The organism is Chamaesiphon minutus PCC 6605 (genome assembly GCF_000317145.1).
Taxonomy (GTDB): domain Bacteria; phylum Cyanobacteriota; class Cyanobacteriia; order Cyanobacteriales; family Chamaesiphonaceae; genus Chamaesiphon; species Chamaesiphon minutus.
The window spans coordinates 3,584,474-3,607,743 of sequence record NC_019697.1 but is presented as its reverse complement, the minus strand read 5'-3'; the positions used below and the strand labels follow the sequence as shown (position 1 = coordinate 3,607,743).

Annotated in this window: 16 protein-coding genes; 10 read left to right on the top strand and 6 right to left on the bottom strand. The window is 42.8% G+C overall.

All coding sequences use genetic code 11. The features are described from left to right. The first annotated feature begins 90 nt into the window (after positions 1 to 90). From glmS to cas6, 6 genes are all read left to right on the top strand, one after another. Positions 91 to 1,965, top strand: coding sequence for a glutamine--fructose-6-phosphate transaminase (isomerizing) (glmS, locus tag CHA6605_RS16555; protein ID WP_015160555.1), 1,875 nt, complete (start codon positions 91 to 93; stop codon positions 1,963 to 1,965). 132 nt (positions 1,966 to 2,097) lie between these two features. Then, complete coding sequence (locus tag CHA6605_RS16550) at positions 2,098 to 2,910, top strand: heteromeric transposase endonuclease subunit TnsA (protein WP_015160554.1); 813 nt, start codon at positions 2,098 to 2,100, stop codon at positions 2,908 to 2,910. A gap of 22 nt (positions 2,911 to 2,932) precedes the next feature. Next, complete coding sequence (locus CHA6605_RS16545; RefSeq protein WP_015160553.1) at positions 2,933 to 5,179, top strand: Mu transposase C-terminal domain-containing protein; 2,247 nt, start codon at positions 2,933 to 2,935, stop codon at positions 5,177 to 5,179. Further along, positions 5,166 to 6,845, top strand: a complete 1,680-nt coding sequence (locus CHA6605_RS16540) for an ATP-binding protein (protein WP_198288356.1) — start codon at positions 5,166 to 5,168, stop codon at positions 6,843 to 6,845. The genes CHA6605_RS16545 and CHA6605_RS16540 overlap by 14 nt, the downstream gene beginning before the upstream one ends. Positions 6,846 to 6,855: 10 nt before the next feature. Continuing rightward, entirely contained in the window at positions 6,856 to 7,815 is a 960-nt protein-coding gene (locus tag CHA6605_RS16535) for a TnsD family Tn7-like transposition protein (RefSeq protein WP_015160551.1), read from the top strand. Between the two features lie 111 nt (positions 7,816 to 7,926). Further along, a complete protein-coding gene (gene cas6, locus CHA6605_RS16530) occupies positions 7,927 to 8,583 on the top strand; it encodes a type I-MYXAN CRISPR-associated protein Cas6/Cmx6 (protein ID WP_015160550.1) in 657 nt (218 codons plus the stop codon). A 145-nt stretch (positions 8,584 to 8,728) separates the two neighbouring features. Here the strand turns inward: cas6 and CHA6605_RS16525 are convergent, their stop codons facing one another. Next, positions 8,729 to 10,054, bottom strand: coding sequence for an ISNCY family transposase (locus CHA6605_RS16525; RefSeq protein ID WP_015158142.1), 1,326 nt, complete (start codon positions 10,052 to 10,054; stop codon positions 8,729 to 8,731). A gap of 49 nt (positions 10,055 to 10,103) precedes the next feature. Here CHA6605_RS16525 and cas8a1 point away from each other — a divergent pair, with 49 nt between their 5' ends. Further along, positions 10,104 to 10,895: a CRISPR-associated protein Cas8a1/Csx13 gene (cas8a1, locus tag CHA6605_RS16520; RefSeq protein WP_041548193.1), complete on the top strand. Its 792-nt coding sequence runs from the start codon at positions 10,104 to 10,106 to the stop codon at positions 10,893 to 10,895. Beyond that, complete coding sequence (locus CHA6605_RS16515; RefSeq protein ID WP_041549534.1) at positions 10,888 to 11,433, top strand: CRISPR-associated protein; 546 nt, start codon at positions 10,888 to 10,890, stop codon at positions 11,431 to 11,433. The genes cas8a1 and CHA6605_RS16515 overlap by 8 nt, the downstream gene beginning before the upstream one ends. Here the strand turns inward: CHA6605_RS16515 and CHA6605_RS16510 are convergent. Next, positions 11,430 to 12,803, bottom strand: a complete 1,374-nt coding sequence (locus tag CHA6605_RS16510; RefSeq protein WP_015158054.1) for an IS4 family transposase — start codon at positions 12,801 to 12,803, stop codon at positions 11,430 to 11,432. The genes CHA6605_RS16515 and CHA6605_RS16510 overlap by 4 nt on opposite strands. Positions 12,804 to 12,992: 189 nt before the next feature. On the opposite strand from CHA6605_RS16510, the gene CHA6605_RS16505 reads away from it, so the two are divergent. Both CHA6605_RS16505 and cas5 read left to right on the top strand, forming a co-directional pair. Beyond that, positions 12,993 to 13,304: a hypothetical protein gene (locus tag CHA6605_RS16505; protein ID WP_051038905.1), complete on the top strand. Its 312-nt coding sequence runs from the start codon at positions 12,993 to 12,995 to the stop codon at positions 13,302 to 13,304. A 7-nt stretch (positions 13,305 to 13,311) separates the two neighbouring features. Continuing rightward, entirely contained in the window at positions 13,312 to 13,950 is a 639-nt protein-coding gene (gene cas5 / locus CHA6605_RS16500) for a type I-MYXAN CRISPR-associated protein Cas5/Cmx5/DevS (RefSeq protein WP_015160548.1), read from the top strand. A 352-nt stretch (positions 13,951 to 14,302) separates the two neighbouring features. Here the strand turns inward: cas5 and CHA6605_RS16495 are convergent, their stop codons facing one another. From CHA6605_RS16495 to gltB, 4 genes are all read right to left on the bottom strand, one after another. Further along, positions 14,303 to 15,190 (bottom strand): IS982 family transposase, encoded by an 888-nt coding sequence (locus tag CHA6605_RS16495; protein ID WP_015329006.1) that lies wholly within the window; start codon positions 15,188 to 15,190, stop codon positions 14,303 to 14,305. Between the two features lie 250 nt (positions 15,191 to 15,440). Then, positions 15,441 to 17,213, bottom strand: coding sequence for an NB-ARC domain-containing protein (locus tag CHA6605_RS16490; protein WP_015160547.1), 1,773 nt, complete (start codon positions 17,211 to 17,213; stop codon positions 15,441 to 15,443). Between the two features lie 32 nt (positions 17,214 to 17,245). After that, positions 17,246 to 17,686: a hypothetical protein gene (locus tag CHA6605_RS16485; RefSeq protein ID WP_015160546.1), complete on the bottom strand. Its 441-nt coding sequence runs from the start codon at positions 17,684 to 17,686 to the stop codon at positions 17,246 to 17,248. Positions 17,687 to 18,516: 830 nt separating this feature from the next. Then, positions 18,517 to 23,157 carry a glutamate synthase large subunit gene (gltB, locus tag CHA6605_RS16480; protein ID WP_015160544.1) on the bottom strand — a complete coding sequence of 1,547 codons (4,641 nt, stop codon included), beginning with the start codon at positions 23,155 to 23,157 and terminating at the stop codon, positions 18,517 to 18,519. Between the last annotated feature and the right edge of the window lie 113 nt (positions 23,158 to 23,270).

Here is a 23,270-nt window from a genome sequence, read left to right as displayed (position 1 = left end):
TAATAGTAAAGTGGAACCAGTCTCAACAGTAGAGAGACTGCTATACGTACACCGAATCTATAGATAACCGTTGCGGGAGAATTAGACTTTATGTGTGGAATTGTTGGCTATATTGGCAATAAACCAGCCCAATCCATTCTAGTTTCAGGATTAGAAAAACTAGAGTACAGAGGTTACGATTCTGCTGGAGTAGCAACCGTTGTTGAAGGTAATTTAGACTGCATTCGTGCTAAAGGTAAGCTGCACAACCTGCGCGAAAAAATCGAAGTAGCTAGCAATCTTGCCCCCATTGGCATCGGACATACGCGCTGGGCGACGCATGGCAAGCCAGAAGAATATAACGCTCACCCCCATACCGATACCAAGCGACGGTTGGCGGTAGTGCAAAATGGAATTATTGAAAACTACCGCGAACTGCGCGAAGAATTAAAAAAACAAGGGCATGAATTTCGATCGGAAACCGACACCGAAGTCATTCCCCACCTGATTTGCCAATGTTTTGAAGACGGTGCCGAAACATTAATGTTAGCAGTCCAACAAGCCGTTCATAAATTATCTGGCGCATTTGCGATCGCGGTAATTTCGGCAGACTATCCTGACGAAATGGTAATTGCCAGACAACAAGCACCGTTGATTATCGGTATCGGTGAAGGTGAGTATTTTTGTGCTTCCGATACACCCGCGATCGTCCAATATACTCGCACGATTTTACCCCTAGAAAATGGGGAAATGGCCAGACTGACCAGAGATGGGGTCGAAGTATATACCTTTGATGGTGCCAAAGTCCGCCGCACGCCTCATTCTATTACCTGGAATCCGATCGCTGTTGAAAAACAAGGTTTCCGCCACTTTATGGCTAAGGAAATCTACGAACAACCCGCCGTCGTGCGCACCTGTCTCGAAGCCTATCTGGATCTCGATTGGACTCCTAGTAGCAACAAATCCCCCTTCAAACTCGACTTACCCGAATCTATCTATAAAGATCTCGAAAATATCCAAATCGTTGCCTGTGGAACTAGCCTCCACGCCGGAATGATCGGTAAATATTTACTCGAAGAACTCGCCCAACTTCCCACCGCAATTCAATATGCGTCCGAATTTCGCTATTCTCCCCCACCCCTGACACCCAACACCCTCACCATCGGGATTACCCAATCTGGTGAAACCGCCGATACCCTCGCCGCAGTCGAAATCGAACAGTCGCGCCGCAAAGATAAAGCACCCAAATATCATTCCCGCCTCCTCGCCGTCACCAATCGGACAGACAGTGCAATTACCCGCGTCGTAGACTGTGTAATCGACACCCACGCAGGCATGGAAATCGGCGTAGCCGCCACCAAAACCTTCATGGGGCAGTTGATGGCATTCTACTTCCTTTCGCTCGACCTAGCCCATCGTCGCGGGACTATTACAGTCGATCGACTATCCGAAATTATTACCGGATTAAAAGTCCTCCCCTCCCAAATCGAAGTCATTCTCGAAACCCAAGAAAAATATATCCAAGAACTCTCCCATAGCTTCCTAGATACTCACGATGCGATCTTCCTCGGTCGCGGCATCAACTTCCCGATCGCCCTAGAAGGTGCTTTAAAATTAAAAGAGATCAGTTATATCCATGCCGAAGGTTATCCCTCTGGCGAGATGAAACACGGCCCGATCGCATTACTCGATGCTAAGGTACCCGTAATTGCGATTACGATGCCAGGGAAAGTATATGAGAAAGCGGTTTCTAACGCTCAAGAAGCCAAGGCGCGAGATTCGCATTTGTATGGGGTAGTTGCGGCTAGCGACAAGGATGCAGCAGAGATTTTTGATAAGGTTTTACCCGTACCTGATGTGGATGAATTGTTATCGCCTGTTTTGACGGTTATTCCGATGCAATTGATGTCATATCATATTGCCGCAATGCGCGGATTAGATGTAGATCAGCCTCGCAACCTGGCCAAGTCGGTAACTGTTGAATAATTAGTTTAGTTATTGTGATAACACTGTGATAACACAATAAAGTCGTATACTAAATAATAAAGTTGTATACTGACTAATAAAGTTGTATACTATTGTCTGTGAGTGTTTACTTAGCATTTGCAGATTTTTCATATGGTCAGAAGCAAAAGAGACTGGACAGAAGAGAAACTCGACCGATATATGAAGGAAGGTCGAGGACATGGTATCGGTCGAGACTACAATCCATGGATCAAAGTTTCAGATTTTTCTTCCAGTGGACGTGTATCAAGAGTTTTAGGCTGGAAGACTAGTCGAGAGCATCATTTCATGTCCGATGGTGAGACAAGACTGTTCTATTTATTCGAGTGGTCAGATCGGATTGTTGATATTCGAGAGCAATTTCCATTACTCGATCGAGAGTTGTGCTTCAAGATTGCAGAAGACATGGGAGTTGAATACCCTAAAGATCCCAAAAGTGGTGCCCCTTATGTCCTGAGCACAGATTTCATGTTGACCGTTACTCATAAAGGGAAAAATACTTATGAGGCAAGAACGTTTAAACCTTCCAAGAGTTTAAATAATAAGCGGACAGCAATGAAACTAGAACTAGAAAGGCGTTACTATGCCATTAAAGAGATCGACTGGAAAATAGTCACGGAAAAAGATATTCCCAAGTTAATGATAAAAAATGTTGAATGGATTCATTCATCCCACAAACTAGAAGGAAATAAAGAGGCTAATAAAGAAGAGCTTCATCACATAATCAAAATTTTGAGATCGAAGCTAGAAACAGATACTACTACTGTCGGTAAAGTTGTTAATGACTTGGATATAGAAATGAATGTTGGGCTAGGTACATCACTTTACCTATTTAAGTATCTTGTGGCAAATAAATTGATCTCAGTTGACATGCTAACGGAGAAATCACTTACTTTTTTCCCAACAAAAGATCTCAAATTCAACTAAGTTAACATTTGAATAATTCACAATGCAAGTTCATCTATTTGTCAATAACTTAGTTGAGTGGATCTCTGAAGACGGAAAGAATCAGATCGATCGAATACTATGGATTGACGAAGGTTATGAGGTTGCATTTTTGATTAATATCTATGAAGAAAAATCACTTCCTAGACAAGTATTTATCAATGAAATAGAAGCATGTATTAAATCGAGTGCTGCGATCATAATCAAAAAAGATCCTTGGGTTTTGATAGTATTAGAAGAAGAATTATCATCCAAGGATAAAATACTAAGAGACGCTGCTTGGAGAATCATTTCATCTATCGTTACTCAGGAACCACCCATATACGAGCGAAATCAACGTGGATCTCTAGTACTCAAATTAATAGAAGATCACAATACAACTAGAAGCTCAAGTGAAGTCGAGGGTAAATTAACTAAAAAGACTGTTTACAAATATCTTAAGAGATACTGGCAAAGAGGTAAAAATATTAATGCACTGTTACCGGATTATAAAAATTCGGGAGGAAAAGGTAAGCAGAAGTTAGCAGGAGATGTAAAAAGGGGCAGACCTAGAAAATATGCTAACGATCCTGAAATAGGGATTGGGGTTAATGTCACAGAAGAGACAAAAATGACCTTTCGAGTGGCAATTTCTCAGTTTTATCATACATCTGAAAAAAGATCGTTGGTAGCAGCGTATGAAAAAATGATCCAAGAATACTATTCTGAAGAGGACTTGTCTAATTATGATGACTTGCATGGTTCGATTGCTATGCAAGATCGAATACCCTCGTTAGTACAATTTAAGTATTGGTATGATTTGGAGCATGGTCAAAATGTAGAGAAAAAGATAAGCACAAGGATTGGAAAGAGAGAATATTTGCAAAATTACCGTCCGATCACAGGTAATTCAACCGCAGAGGTGACTGGGCCTGGTTCTCGTTATCAAGTAGATGCAACAGTGGGAGATGTCTACCTCGTCTCCAGTTACAACCGCAAATGGATTATTGGCAGACCAGTAATTTATGTTGTGATTGATGTTTTTAGTCGGATGATTACTGGAGTCTATGTTGGACTAGAGGGGCCATCTTGGTTGGGGATGATGATGGCTCTAGCTAATATGGCTATGGATAAGGTTGAATACTGCCGACAGTATGGAATCGATATTTCGGAAGATGACTGGCCCTGTCATCATTTGCCAGATGCTATTTTAGGAGATCGTGGTGAATTAATTAGCAAAAATGCAAATATAGTAACTCAAAATCTGAATATTAAGATTGAAAATGCAGCACCATTCAGACCAGATTGGAAAGGTATTGTAGAGAGACGCTTTCGGATTATCAATGAAAAAGTAAAACCTTTTATACCCGGAGCCGTTGATATAGACTTCAATCAAAGAGGTGGCCGTGATTATCGGTTAGACAGTAAGCTCGATCTAGATCAATTCACTCAAATTATCATTCGGATGATTCTGCATCATAATAACCAACATATGCTGAAGGATTATCCAAGAACAGTAGAAATGATCGCAGATGAAGTGTTACCTATTCCTGCCCAATTATGGAAATGGGGAATTATCCATTGCTCAGGTAGGCTTAGAACTTTAGATCCCGATATTATTAAACTCAATTTAATGCCGAGGGGAAATGCTACCATCACGGAGAAAGGAATTAAATTCAAAGGTATTTACTATACTTGCGATCGAGCAGATAAAGAGATGTGGCTGTCTAATGCTAGAGCTGGATCTCTATCTAGAGCAGAAAAAAAACTAGAAGTTTCCTACGATCCGCGAAAAACTGATTATATTTATATCCCAGCGCAAGATGGTCGTAGTTTTACACAATGTATTCTAATCGCTCCAGACTCGAAATATAAAAGTCATAACTTCTATGATGTTGGGTACTTGTTTGCTGAAGAGGAATTACAACGGCAAAAGAGTGCCAATCGTGAGCTACCTCAAACAATAGATTTGAATAAGGAAATTGAAAAGATTGTCGATCGAGCAGTTGATATGACTAATGCTGTTCAAGATCCTACCATGAGTAAACTGGCAAGAACTTCTGCAATTCGAGATAATAGAAGTATTGAAAAAGAAAATCGCCGTGAAGAAGAATCGTTCGACTTATCACCTAAAGAAAAAGACAGTAGTAAAATTTTATCGAAGACAGACCCAGACAAATCTAGCTCAATTTCACCGCAACCATCCTTGAAACCTAACTACACTGATTTACTAAGAGCAAAAAGAGAGAAGAATAAACGTGGAAAAAACTGATGACAAAATAACAATTCCTCAAAATATCGATCGAAAACATATGGGTGTTGAAGCTATATATATCGATCAAAAGTTGAGAGAATATAATGAAAATTTATTAATTCAGGCACTACCACCCACATTCGATAACGAAGAATTCATAGATCTTGTCTATGAAGAACCTGAATATAATGATGATGAAGTTTGTCTAAATAAATCAGAGCGATTTCATTGCGTTGCTAGACTGTCAAGCTACTTCGATCCCCAGGGTAAAACGATCGAGCTGAATAATAATATCAGCATTTTAATAAAAAGAGGCTACCTCGCCCGTAATCCATTAAAGCCTACTTTTGCATTAAGATCTCGACAAATTTATGGAGCGATTGAGAATTCTAGTGGTAGAGAACTAGAAAGGTATGTCAGTCAGCCAACTTCTGCATCAGGGTTGACATTAATTGGGCCATCTGGCATGGGGAAATCAACTAACTTACATAAAATACTTTCACTTTACGATCAAGTTATTTTTCATCCTAAATTAAGTACATATCAAATAGTATGGCTAAAAGTTGATTGTCCTCACGCTGGTTCGTTGAAGGGATTGTGTACTGATATATTTATGGCAATAGATAAACTCTTGGGTACAACTTATCATACAAAATTCAGTTCCCGTAATCATACAGAAGACTTGATGCTAGCTCAAGTTGCACAGCTTGCTAACACTCATCACTTGGGAGTGCTAGTCATTGATGAAATGCAAAATCTAGTAAATGCACGTAGACGGAAGGATGACTTATTAAACTTCCTCGTTAAGATGGATAACATCATCGGTGTACCAGTCATTAAAGTTGGAACGAATGAGGCATTACCGATCTTTCAGGGTAATTTTCGTAATGCTAGAAGAGGCACAGGCGAAGGTAGCGTCATTTGGGATCGAATGCAGAAAGATGATGATGAATGGGACTTATTTGTTGAAAACTTATGGAAATATCAATGGACAAGAAAGAAGGTAGAGCTATCGACGGCACTAGAAGAAGCTTTCTATGATGAAACTCAAGGTATAATTGATATTGCAATTAAATTATTTAGAATGGTTCAATGTCGAAGTATTGCTTTAGATGGTGATGAAGCTATTTCTGTAGATTTGATTAGGCAAGTCGCAAATGACGGATTACACTTGTTGAAGCCAATGCTAGCAGCGATAAGGAATAATGATAAGGAGGAAATGTTACGGTACAAAGATATTGCACCACTAGACATTTTGGCATATGAGCAGAAATGTCTGAAGAAACTCCATGAATTAACACTGAGAAAAAATAAACAGCTACAGGATCATAAAATTGATTCTAATCTGTTAAGAGCGACAATTGCAGAATTACTCGAATTAGATGTCTCTCCTCATGTAGCAAAAGAATGTGCAGAGCAGGTAATAACGAATAATAAAGCTGAAGCAGATATTAGTGTTCTGGTCAAACAAGCTTATAAACTTTCTTTGGTAGGATCTACTGGACATACTTCAGCATTAGTCAAACAACAACCTCAACCAAAGAAGAAAAAGGTAGAACCCGCTTATCAAAAAGATGATCTACGTCAAATTGTTGCAAAAGCGATCGATAGTAACACATCTGCATATGAAGACATCAAATCGGTAGGACTGATTTGCGATCCAGTAGCCGAGTACATCAACTGAAGCCTAAATTATGTGTGCCCTCGCTTCTTTTCCTCGCCTCTACCCTGATGAACTCTTATATAGTGGATTGGCTAGATATCATATTCGCAGTGGCAATCAGAGCTTTCGACAAACCGATTTAGATTTATTTGGTTACTCTTCTCAGCAAGCTTGTCGAGTCACGCTGACTAATAACTTGAAGGGTTTGGTCAAACAAATAGCTCATATCTCGGACTATAGAGTGAGATCGTTAATGGAGCATAATACTCTATATCCATTTTATGCTGCCTTTCTAAGCCCGATCGAGATAAGAAAATTAGGATCGGCAACGATCGAGAAACGCAGTGGCTCAATCTTAGAACAGGCTAGAGTTGATTTAGATAGTACTAGCGATCGCCGGAAATACTTAAAATTCTGCCCTCTGTGTTTAACAACAGAAATTGAACAATACGGAGAACCATACTGGCATCGCCTTCATCAGATTCCAGGATTGGTAATCTGCACTCAACATCGGATTTTGCTGCTCGACAGTAGTGTGCTGATAGATAGTCATGGTGTTCACTATCATGCCGCTAGCGATGAAAATTGCATTGTTGATATGGAGCAGTCAGAGCTTGCTCCAGACAGTCTCAAACATCTACTTGAGATAGCAACCGATCTAGTCTGGCTAGTAGATACGAGAATTGATTTCCGTGGGATGGGGTGGTTGCGAGATCGATATATTGCTCAATTGTGCAAACGAGGATCGGTCAAAAAACTACTCAGGGGAGAGTTTAAATTTGATGAACGGGAGCTTTTCCAATCTTTCCGTGATTTTTATGATGAGGAATCTTTGAACTGGATTGAGCCTCGTTTTGTAGACACTGAGGGTAAGTACCTCATTCATTGCTTGTTCGCAGGAGATTTAGATCCAAAGATCGATCGAGTAGCGCATATTTTAATTATCAGATATCTTTTTGGCTCAATTACTGATTTTGTGATGTCACATTAGTTAGTGTACAAAAACAAAAAATAAACAAGTTTAAGGTACTTCAGCATGAAAATATAGTTTAAAATAGTAACCAAGTACTGATAACGTCAAGCTTAGTAAAATCTCGTAAGTATGACTATTCTCCCCGATCGCACTTCAGAAGAGCGAGATTGTTGCCGATCCTGTAGCGAGGAATTCGGTGATTATTTATTTCCGGTTGAGGGGCAATCGATCGGGGTAGATCACGCACATCCTTTGTATGGCGGTATTTCCCAGATAATTCCAGAATTTCATGAGTCCAACTCGATTGGTATCTTTGGGATTAATGGAAAGCTCAGTGGGGCTTACTCCAAACGATTAAACATCGATGTTGATTCTGTATTGAAGATTCGACTACCGCTGGATCTGTCTCGATCGATCTACAAATTAGCAGGAAAGACTCTTCAAATTCATCAAGACAAAATCTATCTCGGCATTCCTGAATTGGAATTAATTGTGCCGTCTCAGAATTTAGAGGCTCGAATTGTCACGATCAAAGGTTTTTTAGATGCAAGTACATTAGACACAGCCGCACAGAACCATCTCGATCGATTGGAGATTGTTGGTAAAGTTCGGGTTTTAACTCGCTCTGATGGTCAACCGAGATGTCGAACCGTCAAAATTAACAAGAAGAAAGTAGTTGGCTTTGGAGTTAGAGTCGAGGGACTTAGCGATCTAGATTCACTAATGCTACAACAGCAAGGTATTGGGGGAAGGCGGAAGATGGGTTGTGGCTTATTTACTCCCTGAGATGGCCAAAATTCACCTAGATATTCGCGATCCGAGTATGACCTTTCTCCACCGTGCAGGAGTAGCGGGTTTATTCGTCCAATTAAAATATCTCGAATATCTTAAACTCCAACCACCTCACGGCAGCAATTCCAAATTCAAAAATCTAGGAAGAGTTGGCGACCAGAGTGGAAGCCGAGCCGTAAAGCATGAAATCAATCAAAGAAGGCCAACTCTCAAAGAGTAAATATTTGGTAAGACTGAGGATATCTTGAAAAAAGCCTTTACGAGTAACACGCTTGAGACGAATCTGTCCATATGCAAGATCTGTTAAATGCAAAACAGTGTGAAAAAGGAATGCCAACAGGTTCAGCGTCAATAAACAAGCAGCTAAATGCTGCTGACCATGCCCAAAGTTATGCTCCAGATGATATCCCTTTGTTTTGAGCACATTATGATTTTCATTTTCGGTCTTCCAACGACATCGACCAGCCGCAGCAACCAGAGGTACGCTCTGTTCGTTTAATTCATGGCGGGTAATAAATGAATTTTCATATAATATTTCTCCATCTGATTGGCGGGTATGGATTAGTTTACACCAATTGACCTTCATTGCTGGCTGGGAGTCCCTTAGAGGAATTCCATTCACATATTGATAGCTATATAATTCGCTTGAATTGCTGTTCCACTGTTTCACTTCTAGCTTTTTCACCTCGCCAATACCATCCAAGTATTTCAACCAATCATAAACAGCAGTATGAGACGTTTCTAAACAGGTAAAGATAAAGTTCATTCCCGACGCTATCACCTGTTCACACATTGGTTGGTGACTGTAGAGGTCATCTCCGAGTAGAGTGATTGCTTGTCCTTGGAATTCTGGGGCATGAGTTTTGAGCCATCGTTTAGCTGCTGCCACTTCGCAGTCCTGCTTCTGGTGACCATCTTGAGGTGTGATGAATTCTGGAGCTAAGGAAATTACTTGAGATTGCCCAGGCGCAACTATTACAGGCAAAATGGCACTGTGGAAGTAAGTTACTGTGCCATTTTTGTGGGTACGGCTCGAACAGCATTTACAGTTGAGTTTGTGCGAGTCAAAATACTGAGTTCCATCCAGCGCAACTAGTAATCCACCGAGATATTCAAACGGTTTCAAGTGACCTTCTCGTCTTAAAGACTGATAGACGTGATTGAATACTCCAAATAGTGCTGTGGCTGAAATTTCATCCAGGATATTCCGAATTTGCGGCACTGTTGGGATTTTAATCATGCCAAACAGTGTCTGAGCATTGCTTTTGCCCTGATTGCTATTCATGTGCCGCTGATGTTCTAAAAAGGATTCGCTTTGCATGAAAAACATCGAAAATGCTCCCAACACAGCATCTCTGATGGTGTATTTAGTGCCATTGCTGGCAAGGCGCGGATCTTTCATCTGAAGAATTGCTCGGTTCAGATAGACTATCAATACCCCAAAACTCAGCTTCATTGGCTCCATTCTGCTTCTCTTTTTGAAGTCTCTCTATTCTCCTGCTCACCCTACCAAGTTGTCAAAATCTGAATTTGGAATTGCTGCTAACGGCTGGTCTGACGCAGCACTAAAATTCTTACTAAAAACAACTGTGGTTAATCAGCAGTCTCAAGCTGATATTCACAGATGCCTAGTAATTCCTTTTGGTAAAGTTACTTGGTCAAAACAGCAGCAAACTCGTCTAGCAGCCGAAACGATCGAGATCGAGACTCAACATTTGGAGCTTTATCAGACATTCTGTGGGGAATCGAGACAAGACGATCCCCTTTCCCAGTTTATTGCAGAAAATCTCATTCGAGGAAAACCTTGGTGGTGGGGATTTACGGATGTTTTTATTCATAAAAAAGCATATTTAGCTATTAAATTTCGTCAAGATCGAATACATGATATGGTGAAAAAAACTGAATGGGATACTGAGTCACAAGAACTATTTGTTAGAGCTTGTCACCAAGGTTTGAGGATAACTTTTGGCAAAATTGGCGGGAAAACAAAAGAGGGTGATTATCCGCAATTTGAGCGGAAAGTCATCCAACTGAGATCGAATTTGGAGCGATGTCAAAATGCCTCAGCGTTTCGAGACTTTATCACCTCGTTTTGGGGAAATGCTGGAAACATCCAAGTTTTGCAAGAATCTTGGCAAAAACTATTACCGTTGACAACTGGACAAAGTGACTGGAAGATGGCAAAAAGTCTGTTTTTCCTGGCACTGGCTAGCTACAAAGGGGAAGAGAAACTTCCAGATCCTGATAAACTTCCAGCCGAAGATCCATCAACAGCCATTACAGAACCGGAGGTTCGACATGTTTAATCTTTTTGGTAATATTTTGACTGCGTATGGTGTTGCCGCTAATAATCGTGGAGAAAATGAAGGAAACATCTCCAAGTTACAAAAGCTTCTGTGGCACGGAGAAACTCACACTACAGTCTCGGCTGAGGCTATTCGCTGGTCATTACGCTACACTTGGCAACGACAAGGATTGCCAGTAAATCGGGTCTGGAATCCGCTCATACTAGAGTCCACATGGGAAGATCCTAATTTCGATCCAGATAAATATCTTGATGACGATATTCTGGGCTTTATGCACGCAGAAGCCGCAAAAATAGATGATGCGGAGGAAGATCCCGAAGTACCACCAATTCCAGCCAAAGGTCGAGCGAAAGGCAAGCCAAAACCTAAAGGCACAGCGGTTAAACGGCGTGGGGCACTTGATGTTACTCCGGCTGTCTCTACTCGACCATTCCACGGCGATGTTACTTTTAGTGCTAGAAGTGGTGTAAAAGACCGCAATTCCCTCCATGCCACAGAACGACATGCGACATACTATCAGTCATTAGTGACAAGTTAAGAAGCGATCGCACTTGTCAAGCGGGCTTGAGGCGATGAGTCGAAGAAAAAATTGTCTGTTCGACTCATAGAATCAGGAAAAGGTGCAATAATTAACTTAACATTAGGTTTACGAACAGTTTTAACAATACCTAAATCTTGATTCTCTGGGGCAGCAAAATAGGTGACTGGATTGGCAGCTAAACCTTTATGATGAGCTACATGAAAGTGATAAAGACCTCGATAAATCATCTCTAAAGAAATGCGGTCGAATGGGAGAGATAATTCATCAGCTACAGCATCACCTAAATCGACTAGAACTGCATAAAACAGCCAAGTCCCCCACATCTGTAATTTAATTCCATTAACTGAACCAGTCCATAAATAACTCAACCCGAGCAATCGTTTAACAGTATTAAAAGCCTCTTCAATTCGCCACCGTCTTCCGTACAAATCGGCGACTACATAGGGAGGAAGATTCAATGGGTCGAGTACACTAGTTAGATAAGAATACCAGACTTTACCCACTTTAATTTCGACTAATCTTACAGTTATATATGGAGTCTTTTTGGTGCCAGACCCCATCCGCACTATTCGGTCACGGATACTATAACTATTGCTAAATACTCGCTCTATCTGTAGCGATGCACCTTTTTTTAATCGAGTAATAAAATGAATATCTCTGTTAATTAATTCTTGCCAAAATTGGAAATGATAGAAGCCTCGATCCAAGAGCAATAAAGTGCCCGATGTTACTAAATTCAGGATATCTTTCTCAAAATTAACATCTGAAGCTTTGGGATTTTCTCTAAACCAGATTTCAATCGGCAATCTCGTCACCAAATCTATGACTACTCCCATTTTTCCCGCTAGTTGTCCGATTGGCACATCAGATAAGCTATCTAATTTCTTGAATATCGCTTCCAATGTGGAGCCATCACATGCCCAAATCCGCTCAAATTTTGCTTGAGCAAATTCAATGCTTTGTGGCAACAATCGCTGTTTTCTCTGGTGCCACTTCACTCTAAATTCTGGCAGTAATTCCTTAAACACTCTCTCAAATAACTCAGATGGAAAGGTCAGAAATCTTTGTGCAATCGCCTGTTGACTTACTTGTGTTGGCTCACACCACAAAAATCCTTCTCGCCCTAACATTCGGCTTAGTTCTCTGACTCCTGGCACATTCCGCCACAGTAGCGTCAGCACTGCTGCCATCATCAAGGGTAAATTTAACAGCCGATTTCTCAGCCCTAATTGTCGGTAGTAATGACTTTGATTGAAAATTGCTGGTGTCAATAAAGCCTCTACTTGAGCGGCGATGATCTCATCTTCCACACCTGGTTGGTGGTTCTTTTTGGCGTGGTCGCGGTTACTTCTTCGGCGGCTGGTCATCAGGCCTCTATTCCCTCAAACTCTTGACTAGAAACAGTTTGGCATCTTTTTATTACCCTTTTGACAAATCTCTGATTTTCTTAACTTGTCACGAATGACTATCAGTATGGCTTTTGTCTATCCCCTGAGTATCTGCGAGACAAATCTCGCACTCTGGATGTTTTAGATGGTTTAGTCGGTATTGATAAAGTGGCTGGAAATCATGGAAGATTTCTGTTTGATTTTGCGCCCACGAATATCGTGCTGCGCTGGACTAAAGATTTGAACCCTCGACTTCTATACTGTTTCGAGCAAGATGAACAAGAGCAGCTATCGTTACCCGATCTAATTTACAGAGTGGAATCTGGAGATATTAATCCAAAAGAACTCTGGATTGGTGGTCAACTATCTCAGGGATTAGAGGGGCTTGGCGCACATCTTTTCCCTGGTAGTTTGTCAGCCATTAATGCTTTAAAAGAGGTAATAACAAGGGATTTGGAACTAGAGGCAAAGCAAAAGTGATTAGCTAATGACAATTAATAAAATTGCCTTGCAAGTAGAAGTCCCGATTGCCTGTTTTCGGGATTCCAGAGCGAGAGAATACATTGCGACTTATCCAGTACCACCACCTTCAACTGTTTATGGTATGTTGTTATCGACAGTTGGCGAAGAGAATAGGTTCAGGCATTGTGGTGTGAAATTAGCGATCGCGATGCTATCGGAAACGGCTAAATCCAGAGTAATTAGGAAAGTCCGCAGATTTAAAGAGCGAGATATTAATTCATCGAAAAACTCCAAACCAGATTACCAGGAGATCCTAACTGGGATTAAGTTTGTTGTCTGGATCGATGCAGCAGAAGATCGATCGATCCTCAATCTTGCAGAACGACTTCATAATGCGATGGTCAATCCAAGTTCGGTCGTCAGGTTCGGCAATATTTGTTTGGGTGAGAGTCGCGACTTGGTAAACTCGATCGATTTACTTACAAATGAGCATCAGCAAGGAGCTTTGAAATGGCTTACTCAAGACGAGTATGGGGAGATAACTCTACCTTATTGGATCGATCGGTTAGGATCTGAACGCACTCGCTGGTTGCGATATAGATTGATAAAATCTGTTGATTGGAAGCCGCCAGCACTTTCTTGGACACAGATTCAGACTGACTAAAAATACAAGCACCTGTGTCTGTGAGAGCCGAAATTGGTGAGAAATTACCTACACTCTTGTCCCCGTAGGATTTATGGAGTTTTAGATTTAGTGTGGGGTGCTTGTAGATTGTTGAAATCTAATCTTCAAAAAGCTTGTAGCAGTTTAGTTCGACTGATTTTAGTGAATTTTTGAGAATAGATGGTTCGATCGTCGGAACCTGAGTTCGATGAGGCATAGCCTCATCGAACTCAGATGTGACAACATGTTCAGCTTAATAGCAAATTTTATGTAAATTTTGGCACGATAAAACCCATCATTAAGATGATTAATGATTGAAAATATTGAGTTAAGTTAATAAATAAATAATCGGCTAAATAGGAACAATACTAAAGAAGTTTTGAGCAGGCTCATCTAGCTTCAAACTCGGCTTTTTAGGTTGATGAGTATAAGCAATTAATGCTGTAATCAGATTTAGCATGAAATTATGCAAGCTCCGATGGCGAGAATGGACTAAATAACAAATATTTTTTAACTGGTCATTTACCGTTTCAATCAGCGAGCGTTTCCGAAGTGATATTTTGTCATCCATCAAGATGAGCTTGTTTTTCATATTAGATTTTAGTGGCGTAATTAGCTGCAATCCTTTATTTAATAATTCTTCAAATAGTTCTTTCTTAATATATCCTTTGTCTCCAAATATTTTTCCTGATATTCCCTGTGTCATTGATGGCAAATGTGTGCGGTCATCGACATTGCCAGGTGTGATTTTGCAGCTTAATATCTCTCCGCAATCATTAATAATTAAATGAAGCTTGAATCCAAAGTACCATCCCATAGAACTCTTACTCAGCTTGGCAGTTTCTTTGAAAACCTTATTTCTTTTAATTCTTTTTGGGTGACAAACTGGAATAGCCGTGCTATCCACGAAACTAATTCCAGTCACCTTACCTTGACGAGAGTTGAGATAATAAAGGCAAGCTATTAAAACATTTGGCATCAACTCCACCATTCTATTGTAACTAACCAACTTTGGAAAATAATCAGTTAAGTTTTGACAAACATTTTTGAGGTAATAATCCTTAAATGTTCGATAGCTTGACTGATGGAAATGAATAGAAATAGTCATGACCTCGCTCAGTGATAGGCCGCAGCGTTTTGGTAAGCTATTACCGTTGGCAGGGAAAGATATTGATGAAAAAGTTGCTAGCCAATCTTGGCAGAAATCATCTATTTCACAAAATAGTTCGGTTAAGTCCATCATCTAAGTGTGGTTTTCTAATATATATATTAATTTAACCAGAATCAGAGATTATACATAAGGGTTGCAATGCTATTTGTACTTTTATTTGCCGACCGCTCCTCAGAACTTTTAATAACTTATTAATTGTTAATTATTTGTAATTATCGATCGACGTTTTACTTCCAAGTCATTATCAATAATCAAAGCTTATTGATAATGACTTGGAAATATCTCATTTTAATAATTGATGTTTATGACTCAAGCACAGTCAGAGACTTGATTTGATGATGAGGCACAGCCTCATCGAACTCAGGTTTTGAGCATCATCTTGAAATTCACTCATTATAACTAATGCCTCTGAAAGCAGCATCGGTGGTAGAAAGGGTGCCAGATCTCGAATCATCTCACTATTTGAATGTGATTTTATTGATTGTCGAGCATAAATCCACGCTTGGTTAGGCGACCACTTTTCCTTTTTTACTAATGCAGCCATTAATTGAGAAGGAATATTAACAGCCAAACTATTTAAGCTAGAAAAAATCAACGCATACCTAACTTGTAAACCGATCGATTGTGAGGTATCTCTTTGATACATTTCTTCGGCTAATTGCCAAGCCCGTCCCAGATCGGTGACAAATATTGCATTCTGACCTAGAGATAGGCAGGCTTCATACCAAGCATTCCGCCCCCTTGTTGTCACTTTCTGTAGCAATAAATGTAATTCATCCGATCTGCCTGCCTTTTCTAAATGCCAAGCTAAATGAGCGTGAATGTATCCATCATCTGGTAACGTATGCCATTGACCCTCCGTAGTTTGCTGACGATATCGATCGAGCAAAATTCCATGCGTGTCATTCCATTCCAGCTCTAAACCTGGAATATCCTTCTCACCCGCACTCGTCAGTAAACCCCTTGCCAGATCGTGCATTAAGTCGTGGATTCGATAACTCGATCCTTTCCTTACTCCTTCCACCCCAGATAATAGCAAAGCTTTCGCTCTAAAAGTTCGCAAGACTGCCCCAGCTTTTTTGATTGGCATATACCACAGCGTAGCCACCATTTCTGGCTGAATTGAGACATCCTCTGGTAAGACTCCCAACCAAGCAAACTGTTGTAACTGTTCTGCTGTCAATAACTTCAAGCTCAAATTCAATGACGCTTTTAAACTCAATCGCTTTCGATTTTTGTCATTTCTCTCTCCCCCAAAATTCGGTCGATCCAGCGATTCTAGATAGGCAATCTCCGCCTCCAAATCCTCTAATAATTCAGACCAACTCATACCATCAGCAATCTGTGCCCCAGCTAGATCGACTGCTAATGGCAAGCCACCAAGGACATCAATTAACCTTTGTGATTGTTTAATCTCTTCAGCCGTTAAATCCGCTAATGATTGAATTTTTGCCCTACTCATCAATAGGTCTAAAGCCTCTGATTGAGACATGACATCCATCTCAATCCGTTCAGCATCAAGTATATCGGCTTCACGAGTTGTTACCAATACTCGACATCCTTCACCGCCTACCAGAAAAGGAACTACACTATCGTTATTCCAGGCATCATCCACCACCAGTAGGATCTTTTTGTCGCGCAACAAACTACGAAGATGAGAGGAGGTAGAATCAATGTTTGTGGGCTTAAAGTCGTAGTCTCCTAAAGATTGAACCCAAGCATACAGGCACGGTAACAGATCTGGGCTTTGTCCCAAAGTTACCCACAGCACCCCATCAACAAAAACACTTTGCACCTCAATATCGTGTGCTAGTGCTGCTGCAATTACTGATTTACCAACTCCACCCATCCCGTAAATTACACTTACCGCCAGTATTCCAGCTTTGGAAGGGAGTGAATCGAGCGACTTTGATTTAATTAATTGTCGAATTTCTGGTCGATCGACATAATCCTTTGGCAACGCCAACGCCTGAAAAGGAATACATTTGGGCGGACGAGACGACTGATATACGTGGTTTATACCAGCATAAACTGTTGAATTATCTGCATCTATTTGGAAACCTGTTGCATTATCTCGGTTGTCTTGCTGCATATCCTAGATTCTCGATCGCCCTTAAATAACCATCAAGGCTCAGACCGCTTTTCCAAGATGTGAATTTCGCCAATATAAGCTGTTCCACCCTCCACCTTCGTCTGCCAACCCTTAGCATTATCGTAATTGTTCTGAACCATCGAACTCCGATCTACTAATTTCCCAGCATTGATTTCATGAGCGATCGCCTGCACCTGCCCAGCAAACTCCCGATCTAACAGTTCGACACCTAAAAACGTTGCCACCGTGTCAATTCCCTCCTGTTCTCCAGCCTTAGCCTTTTCGATCGCCGCATCAGCCGCCGGATGCTTCCCAGCCAAACGTTTCCAAATCAGTTCTCGTAACTGTTCCATCTTAACGATCGCTCCTGCGGTAAACTTCTTCGCGAGTTCTCCCGTCCCAGACTTCACAAACTCTTGAAAGGCAAGAGACGCGATCGCGCTAGCAGTCATGGTGGTAATTGGTTCTGGCATAGCTACTCTATTTACTTCATTCTTCTAGTATGCCGCAAAGCTATTTCCCTCTGCTCAAGTTGGGATATTTAGCTTAACCTCTTGGCAACTTGTCAGATTGAAAATCAAAGCATCTATTTGCTTTCGGTCGATCGATATGCACTAAATCATCAGGGGATTTATCAATCCTATAAAATTTAGCACCAATTCTTCACGCCTAATATCTGAATAAAAATTGATAACCCGAATTCATAAATCGAGCCAAAGCTCAACTAAATTTTGCCTTTAATAGCATGGTTCACTGCGAGCAAGACATTAGTCGTATTTTTGACACTTAACTGAGAAAAGATTGAGCTAGAACCTAATCAGAGCAAAGCTTTTGAGATAGTATACAACTTTATTATCTCTATCTGGATAGATAGCGCAATCAAAGTATACAACTTTATTTCTAAATAATTGAAAAATGGCGACGAGAAATCAAGGTTTTCAGCCTTTAACAGTATACGACTTTATTATGTTTTTACACACCATTCATTACGAAAGCATTACTATTCGTAGTTGCACTAATGTTTGCTGTGTTAATATTTGTTAGATTTTCAATTTCAATAAAAATATTTACTGTATTGATTGTAATACTAGTTTGCATTTTATTAACTATATTTTAATTTGAAATTTTGGAATTTAATTTATACTGCCGTGTAACCGATCGATTCTAATAATATCTAAACCTTCTAAATCGATCGAATTTTGACACAGTTAATCAAAGGGTAATTTAACTGTTATATAGGATGATTTTGAAATCTCACCCACCCTAACAAGCAATCCTGAAGGCGGGTGAGATGCCATTTAGATTAACTTCCCCCAATGCGAGCCACATCGCGAGAATTTTCCTCAAAAGCAGCATCTAGAGCATCATCACCACTCAACCCCGAAGCCAGCGCATTCTGGATCGCTTGCAACACCCGTTTATAGTCACGCGGCATCACCTTCACAAACTTCGGCACCATCTCATCCCAATTAGCTAGCACCGAGATCGCTTTTTGACTCTTGGTATATTGGGCATGTTTCTCGATCGAACCCTTCAACTTCCCAATCTCTTCAGGATCGCTCATGGTTTCCAATCCCACCATCTGGGTATTGCAGCGCGTCGCAAAATCACCCTGCTCGTCGAGGATATAAGCAACACCACCACTCATTCCCGCCGCGAAATTGCGTCCTGTGGTACCCAAGACGATAACTTGTCCGCCTGTCATGTATTCGCAACCGTGATCGCCGATCGATTCCACAATTGCACTCACACCAGAGTTGCGGACACAGAAGCGTTCGCCTGCCATGCCGTTGATGTAGATTTCGCCGCTGGTGGCTCCGTAGAGGGCGACGTTACCGACGATGACGTTTTCGGCGGCGATGAAGGTGGATTTGGGCGAGGGGTAGAGGATGATTTTACCGCCGCTAAGTCCTTTGCCGATGTAGTCGTTGGCATCGCCTTCGAGTTCGAGGGTGACTCCTTTGGGTACGAAGGCACCGAAGCTTTGTCCGGCACTGCCTTTGAAGTGGAGGTGAACAGTATCTTCGGGGAGTCCGTGCCAGTGTTTTTTGGTAATTTCGTTACCGAGGATGGTGCCGACTGCGCGGTTGACGTTACAGATTGGCAGGGTGGCTTTAGAGGGTGTGCCATGCTCGATCGAGTCTTTGCACAGGTCTAATAAAGTAGTAATGTCGAGGGATTTGTCAAGTCCGTGATCTTGGGCGATTTGTTGGTAACGTCCGACTTCTGCGCCTGCTTCCGGCTGATAGAGCAGCTTGGAGAGGTCGATGTTTTTGGCTTTCCAATGGGCGATCGCCTGTTTGGATTCTAAGATATCGGTACGTCCCACCATTTCGTTGAGGGTGCGGAAGCCGAGGGAAGCCATGATTTCCCGTAAATCTTGGGCGATGAACCGCATGAAGTTGACGGTGTGGGCGGGATCTCCGGTATAGGTGGCGCGGAGTTCGGGGTTTTGGGTGGCGATTCCGGCGGGGCAGGTATTCAGATGGCAGACGCGCATCATGATACAGCCGAGGGTGACGAGGGGCGCGGTGGAGAATCCGAATTCTTCTGCACCTAGAAGGGCTGCTATGGCGATGTCCCGTCCGGTTTTGAGTTGGCCGTCGGTTTCGACGACGATGCGGCTGCGGAGGTTATTGAGGACGAGGGTTTGGTGGGTTTCGGCGAGTCCGAGTTCCCAGGGTAATCCGGCGTGTTTGATCGAGGTTTGGGGGGAAGCTCCGGTACCGCCGTCGAAGCCGGAGATTAATACTACATCGGCGTGGGCTTTGGCTACGCCTGCGGCGATCGTGCCGACTCCGACTTCGGATACCAGTTTGACGTTAATTCGCGCATCCCGATTGGCATTTTTGAGATCGTGGATCAGTTCGGCGAGATCTTCGATCGAGTAAATATCATGGTGCGGTGGGGGTGAAATTAGCCCTACGCCTGGGGTGGAGTGGCGCACTTTGGCAATCCAGGGGTAGACTTTTTTACCTGGGAGTTGTCCGCCTTCGCCTGGTTTGGCTCCCTGTGCCATTTTGATTTGGATTTCTTTGGCTTGGGAGAGGTAGAGGCTAGTTACGCCGAATCGTCCTGATGCTACCTGTTTGATTCCGCTATTTTTGGAATCGCCTTGCTCGTTTGTCCAGGTGTAGCGTTCGGGATCTTCGCCGCCTTCGCCTGTGTTGGATTTACCGCCGATCCGGTTCATCGCGATCGCTAGTCCTTCATGTGCTTCACTAGAGATCGAGCCATAGCTCATCGCCCCAGTTTTAAAGCGTTTGAGGATATTCTCGATCGGTTCTACTTCTTCAATTGGAATGGCTGTTTGCGGTTTAAAATCTAACAAGCCGCGCAGGGTAAAGTGTTTTTTATCCTGCTCGTTAATCAGCTTGGCGTACTTCTGGTACAGATCGTATTTACCCGTCCGCGCCGCTTGTTGCAAAGCGTGGATACTTTCGGGGCTGAATAAGTGTTCCTCACCATCTTTGCGCCACTGATAATCGCCACCGACATCGAGCGTAGCACCTTTGGCTGGTCGATCGGGGAAGGCGTGGGTGTGACGGGTAATCGTTTCTTGGGTAATTACGCCCACATCAGCACCTTCAATCCGCGAGGCGGTGCGGGTAAAGTATTTATCGATCGTCACTTGATTCAAGCCGACAGCTTCAAAAATCTGGGCACCGCGATAACTTTGAATCGTGGAAATCCCAATCTTCGAGGCGACTTTAGTTACGCCTTTAGTTGCCGCTTTAATGTAGTTTTTAACAGCAGTAGGATAGTCAACATCGAGCAACATTTTCTGAGCGATTAAATCCGCGATCGTCTCAAATGCCAGATAGGGATTAATCGCCCCACAACCATAACCAATCAATGTCGCAAAATGATGGACTTCACGGGGTTCGCCGGATTCTAATACCAATCCCACGCGAGTACGAGTACCTGTGCGAATTAGATGGTGATGTAAGCCAGAAACCGCCAGTAAAGCGGGAATTGGTGCAGTTTCAGCATTTACGCCTCGATCGCTCAAAATCAGAATACTGATACCGGATTCGATCGCTTTATCAGCCGCCGCAAAAATCACATCCAAGGCTGCTTCCAGACCTTTTACCCCATCTTTAGGGTTAAATAGCATTGGGATAGTTACAGAACTAAAACCACCCTCATTTAGGTGCTTTAACTTCGCCAGTTCAGCATCAGTTAAAATCGGCGTTTTCAGCGCGATTAAATGACAACTTGCGGGTTCAGGCTGGAGTAAATTCCGTTCAGATCCGATCGTAGTTTGCGCTGAAGTGATAATTTCTTCCCGAATTGAATCGATCGGGGGATTAGTAACTTGAGCGAATAGCTGTTGGAAATAATCGTAGAGTAATTTTGGTCGATCGGACAACACCGCTAACGGTGTATCAGTTCCCATCGAACCCGTTGCTTCCACCCCATCCCGCGCCATCGGCGTAATCAGCATCCGCAATTCTTCAAACGTATACCCAAACGCCATCTGACGCTGGAGAGTCCCCCCTAGCCCCCCTTGGGAAGGGGGGGACAAGAGAGACTCTGCTCCGGCTCCCCCCTTATTAAGGGGGGTTGGGGGGGATTCAGGATTCGCGATGTCTTCCAGTCGTACTAAATGCTCGTCCAACCACTCCTGATAAGGCTGCGCGCTAGTAATCTCATGCTTGATTTCCGCATCGCGCACAATCCGCCCAGCGACAGTATCCACCATGAACATCTTCCCTGGCTCCAACCGTCCCTTCGCCACCACTTTTTCTGGCGGAATCGTCAGCACCCCCGCTTCCGATGCCATAATCACCAGATCGTCAGTCGTCACATAATAACGCCCTGGACGCAATCCATTCCGATCGAGTACTGCCCCGATCGAGCTACCATCAGTAAACGCGATCGAAGCTGGGCCATCCCACGGCTCCATCAAGCAAGAATGGTACTCATAAAACGCCTTCTTCTCCGCGCTCATCGACTCATGCGCCGTCCAAGGTTCGGGCACCATCATCATCATCGCATGGGGCAAGCTGCGACCGGAAAGAGTCAACAATTCCAGGGCATTATCAAAGATCGTCGAGTCACTACCATCGACATTAATCGCTGGCTTAATCTTCTGAATATCATCGCCGAATAAATCAGACGCAAATAACGATTGCCGCGCCGTCATCCAGTTAATATTGCCGCGCATGGTATTGATTTCACCATTATGGGCAATGTAGCGATAGGGATGCGCCCGCTCCCAACTGGGGAAAGTATTGGTACTAAACCGCGAATGCACCAACGCCAACGCGCTCTCCATGTCAGGATCTTGAAGTTCGGGGAAATATTGCCCCACCTGCACGGGCATCAACATCCCCTTATACACGATCGTCCGCGCGGATATACTCGATACATACCAATGTCCGTCTACATTTGCCGCCCGAATTGCCGCATGAGCAAGCTTGCGAATCACAAACAACTTCCGCTCGAACGCTAATTCATCCGCCAATTCCGGCGATTTAGCAATAAATACCTGCTGCATAAACGGCTCACTCGATTTCGCCGTCTCACCCAAAGAACTATTATCCGTCGGCACATCCCGCCAACCCAATACCTTCAAACCTTCCGCCGCAACAACTTCCGCAAAAATCTGCCGACTCTTCGATCGCATCACCGGATCGGGCGATCCATACACCGCCCCGACTCCATACTGTCCCGCTGCGGGTAATTCAATCCCTTCCGCCTGAGCCACCTTCTGCATAAACTTGTGGGGCACCTGCATCAAAATCCCCGCCCCATCTCCGGTATTCGTCTCGCAACCGCACGCGCCGCGATGGTCGAGATTCACCAGTATTGTCAGTGCTTGCGCCACAATCTGATGCGACTTCGCCCCTTTCATCTGCGCGATAAAACCGATACCGCAAGCATCATGCTCAAACTGCGGATCGTATAAGCCTTGTTTGGTGGGGTGACTGGTGTTCATGGATTGAGGGTGTAGGAAGGATCGATTACCGTTGGTACGCTACGCGAACGGGCTAGGGCGTAGAATGCACAATAAAGGCTAATTCTACAGCCTACTATTTTCTAACGCATTTC